Here is a 4472-nt window from a genome sequence, read left to right as displayed (position 1 = left end):
AGACCAATTATAAGAATAGGCCATTAGTGTTGCACTTAACTTGACAATTGAGGAACTTTTTAATAGATAAATAAAGGAGTATTTTTGTCATGAAAGGCATTATTTTAGCAGGCGGTTCAGGCACGCGATTATATCCAATTACAAAGGCTACCTCAAAACAACTGATACCGATATATGATAAGCCAATGATATATTACCCGTTATCAAGTTTAATGTTAGCCGGAATTCAAGATATTATGATAATTTCAACTCCACGGGATTTACCGCGTTTTCAGGAATTATTTGGCAGTGGTAAAGAATTGGGCTTGCGCTTTGTATATCAAGTACAGAAACAGCCCAATGGTCTTGCTGAGGCATTTATTTTAGCTGAAGATTTTATTGCAGATGATTCTGTGTGTTTAATCCTTGGTGATAATATTTTCTATGGTGGAGGTTTATCAAAATTGCTACAACGAAATGCTCGAAAAACAAAGGGTGCAACGATTTTTGGCTATCATGTTAATGATCCTGAGAGATTCGGTGTAGTAAACTTCGATAATAAACACCATGCTAAGTCTATCATAGAAAAGCCGAAGCATCCTACCAGTAATTTTGCGGTTACCGGAATATATTTTTATGATAATCAAGTTGTAAAAATAGCTAAAAATATTAAGCCTTCTTCACGAGGAGAATTGGAAATAACTGACGTCAATCAAACTTATCTTGATCAGGGTGAATTAGATGTACAGTTATTAGGCCGTGGTTACGCTTGGCTAGATACTGGAACACACGATTCTTTACAAGAAGCAGCAGCTTATGTGGAAACTATTCAAAAACGACAAAATTTAAAAATTGCTTGTATAGAAGAAATTGCTTATAGGATGGGCTATATCGACGCTGAACAATTGATAAGTTTAGCTCAACCATTGAGAAAAAATGATTATGGTCAATATTTGCTAAGATTAGCGGAGGACATAAAGTGACATGGGAAAACTAAAAGTAACGAATACTAAGTTACAGGACGTAAAAATTATCGAACCAACTGTATTTGGCGATCAACGAGGATTTTTCACAGAAACATATTCTGATCGCGATTTTAAAGCAGCCGGAATTAACTATGATTTCATTCAAGACAATCAATCATTATCTTCACAAGCAGGTGTACTACGTGGACTACATTTTCAACGAGGCAAGGCGGCTCAAACAAAATTAATCCGAGTTGTCACTGGCGCCGTTTTTGATGTCATTGTAGATGTTCGTAAGGGTTCACCTACATATAAACAGTGGGAAGGATACATCATCTCTGAAAGTAATCATCGTCAATTACTGGTACCAAAGGGGTTTGCACATGGCTTTGTTACCTTAACCAATAATGTCAACTTCCTATATAAATGTGATAACTACTATAATGCAGAAGCTGATGGCGGTTTTTCATTCAAGACTCCAGAATTAGGGATTAATTGGCCAATTGATTTTAATCAAGCAATCACCTCAGAAAAAGATGCAGCACAACCAACTTTCACTGAATTCGAAAAGAACAATCCATTCGTTTATGGTGAAATTTAAGGAGCATGACTATGGATAATTTAATCGTTACTGGTGGTGCGGGCTTTATCGGCTCTAACTTTGTACATTATGTTGTTGAACATCATCCAGAAGTTAAACACATTACTGTTTTGGATAAGTTAACGTATGCTGGCAACGAGGCAAATTTGGCAGGCCTGCCAACAGACCGAGTTGAACTGATAGTAGGTGATATTTGTGATTCAGGTCTTGTCGATCAATTAGTATCTAAAGCCGATGCAGTTGTTCACTATGCTGCTGAAAGTCATAATGATAATTCATTAATTGATCCATCACCTTTTATTCAAACAAACATTGTAGGTACCTATACGCTAATCCAAGCCTGTCATAAATATGATGTTCGTTTCCATCATATTTCGACTGACGAAGTTTATGGAGATTTGCCGTTACGCGAAGACTTGCCAGGTCACGGTGAGGGCGTAGGAGAGAAGTTCACACCTGAATCACGATACAAACCAAGTAGCCCATATTCATCTTCTAAGGCAAGTTCTGACTTGCTTGTTCGTGCTTGGGTTCGCTCATTTGGATTGAAAGCCACTATCTCAAACTGTTCCAATAACTATGGACCATACCAACATATCGAGAAGTTTATTCCACGTCAGATTACTAATATTCTAAGTGGTATTCGTCCTAAACTTTATGGTAGTGGGAAAAATGTTCGCGATTGGATTCACACCAATGATCATTCTCGCGCTGTTTGGCAGATTCTGACCCAGGGCAAAATTGGTGAAACATATTTGATTGGTGCTGATGGCGAAAAGAATAATAAAGAAGTATTGGAACTTATTCTTAAGTTGATGGGACAGCCAGAAGACGCGTATGATCAGGTTAAAGATCGGCCTGGTCATGACTTAAGGTACGCAATTGATTCGACCAAACTTCGAACAGAATTAGGCTGGCAACCAGAATTTACTGATTTTGAAACCGGCCTGCAGCACACTATCGATTGGTATACTAAACACGAAGATTGGTGGAAAGCTGAAAAAGATGCTGTTGAAGCGAAATATGCTAAAAACGGTCAGTAATTGAACTATCAAATTGAGGTTTGTCCATCGTGACAAATCTTTTTTTGAATCGAAATGGAGGGTATTTCATTGGTAAAATACTTGGTCACCGGTGCAAAAGGGCAGCTTGGGACAGAATTAGGCAAGTTACTGGATGATGAAGACATTAATTTCTGGGGGTATGATTCGTCTGATTTAGATATCACCAATCGGGATCTCGTTTTCCAAAAATTACATGAACTACAGCCAGATGTTATTTTTCATTGTGCAGCTTATACTGCCGTGGATAATGCTGAAGATGTTGGTAAAGATGCCAATTGGCGGGTCAATGTTGAAGGAACAAAAAACGTTGCTGACGCCGCTAAAGAAATTGATGCTACCCTTGTATACATCAGTACTGACTATGTCTTTGATGGGACTAATGCTGGTGAGTACGGCGTAGATTCGCCGGCTAATCCAAAGAATGAGTATGGAAAGGCAAAACTGGCTGGCGAAACAGCCGTAAAGCAAGCTTTGAATGATTACTACATTGTCCGAACATCTTGGGTGTTTGGCGAATATGGAAAAAACTTTGTCTATACAATGCGAAGATTGGCGGACACACATGATACCCTGACAGTGGTTAATGATCAGGTGGGACGGCCGACCTGGACAAAGACGTTGGCTAAGTTCATGTTACATTTAATACAGGCTGACTGTAAGTTTGGCACCTATCAGTTAGCTAACGACAATACTTGTAGCTGGTACGAATTCGCGACTGAAATTTTGAAGGCTACAGATGCTAAAGTGTTACCAGTTTCTTCTGAGGAGTATCCTCAGAAAGCTTATCGGCCACGACATTCAATTATGAATTTGGATAAGGCCAAGGCAACAGGGTTTACAATTCCAACCTGGCAGGAAGCACTTGCGTTATTTCTTACTGATTTGGACAGATAATCTTAGATTCAATTTAAATGATGCCTAATTTTGGAACAATGGAACTAAAATATTTTATTTTCTAATGTAGGGGGGCAAAGGATGATGAAAGTATGTAAAGCAGTTATCCCCGCTGCTGGCCTCGGCACACGTTTTTTCCGGTCATCAAGGCACTTGCAAGAGAAATGCTTCCAATGGTCGATAAACCGACAATTCAGTTTATCGTTGAGGAAGCTAAAGCAAGTGGTACCACCGATATTTTAATCGTTGAAGGCAAACAAAAGTGGTCCATTGAAGATTAATTTGACCCAGGCCCTGAAATGGAACAGAATTTGTAGCCGAAGGGTAAGGACAGCTTATTGAAGCTGGTTAACGATACCAAGGATATTGGTGTTAACTTATTCTTCGTTCGGCAGCCATATCCTAATGGGCTAGGCGAAGCTGTGCGCATGGCTAAGTCGTTCATTGTCGATGAACCATTTGTGGTCATGCTAGGTGACGATTTAATGGGTGATCAGGCATCGTTGACAACCAGTATGAAAAGATCCGCGCTTCTCTCTTGGCCGTCAAGAAGGTACCTCATGAAAATGCGTCAGCTTAGGGGGTGATTGATCCTGAGGGTGAAGTGTCTGACGTCTTGTATAACGTTCGTAAGTTCGTAAAAAAGCCGGTGTTAGATAAAGCTAGTCATTGGGCGTTACTTGTTGGTCCTTGAGATCTTCGGCGTTTTTGAGAAACCAAAAGCTGGGTACAGTTCGATATTGGAAATGTGCTGGGCTAAGTGACCGCTAATGTGGAATATGGGTTGACGCCTTCGGAGATTAAGGCTGAGTTGAAACAGTATATTTTGAACTGATTGAGCGGTTGAATACTGACAATAAAACTAAAAAAGCCAGCCACATTTATTATGTGGTTGGTTTTTTAATGGAATCGTACCCGGATTTAAAATCTAAGTGCAACAAGTTCAAATTATACAAATAGGCCATGGAG

General features: G+C 39.5%; 4 protein-coding genes and 1 pseudogene. All 5 read left to right on the top strand.

What is annotated here, in order from left to right:
* Positions 1 to 89: 89 nt before the first annotated feature.
* Entirely contained in the window at positions 90 to 962 is an 873-nt protein-coding gene (rfbA, locus tag FC82_RS13255) for a glucose-1-phosphate thymidylyltransferase RfbA (RefSeq protein ID WP_056997251.1), read from the top strand.
* Between the two features lies 1 nt (position 963).
* Positions 964 to 1545, top strand: coding sequence for a dTDP-4-dehydrorhamnose 3,5-epimerase (rfbC, locus tag FC82_RS13250; RefSeq protein WP_054762906.1), 582 nt, complete (start codon positions 964 to 966; stop codon positions 1543 to 1545).
* An 11-nt stretch (positions 1546 to 1556) separates the two neighbouring features.
* A complete protein-coding gene (gene rfbB, locus FC82_RS13245) occupies positions 1557 to 2588 on the top strand; it encodes a dTDP-glucose 4,6-dehydratase (RefSeq protein WP_054762904.1) in 1032 nt (343 codons plus the stop codon).
* 69 nt (positions 2589 to 2657) lie between these two features.
* Positions 2658 to 3503, top strand: a complete 846-nt coding sequence (gene rfbD / locus FC82_RS13240) for a dTDP-4-dehydrorhamnose reductase (RefSeq protein ID WP_056997250.1) — start codon at positions 2658 to 2660, stop codon at positions 3501 to 3503.
* Between the two features lie 84 nt (positions 3504 to 3587).
* A pseudogene (locus FC82_RS13235) lies at positions 3588 to 4338 on the top strand (UTP--glucose-1-phosphate uridylyltransferase).
* Positions 4339 to 4472 lie beyond the last annotated feature (134 nt).

The sequence above is a fragment of the Secundilactobacillus collinoides DSM 20515 = JCM 1123 genome (assembly GCF_001435975.1).
Taxonomy (GTDB): domain Bacteria; phylum Bacillota; class Bacilli; order Lactobacillales; family Lactobacillaceae; genus Secundilactobacillus; species Secundilactobacillus collinoides.
The sequence above is the reverse complement of the archived record's forward strand: the minus strand, read 5'-3'. Positions and strand labels throughout refer to the sequence as shown.

Excerpts from the sequence above, each read along its gene's own strand:
- rfbA (WP_056997251.1), top strand. The coding sequence starts at position 90 with ATGAAAGGCATTATTTTAGCAGGCGGTTCAGGCACGCGATTATATCCA.
- rfbC (WP_054762906.1), top strand. The coding sequence starts at position 964 with ATGGGAAAACTAAAAGTAACGAATACTAAGTTACAGGACGTAAAAATT.
- rfbB (WP_054762904.1), top strand. The coding sequence starts at position 1,557 with ATGGATAATTTAATCGTTACTGGTGGTGCGGGCTTTATCGGCTCTAAC.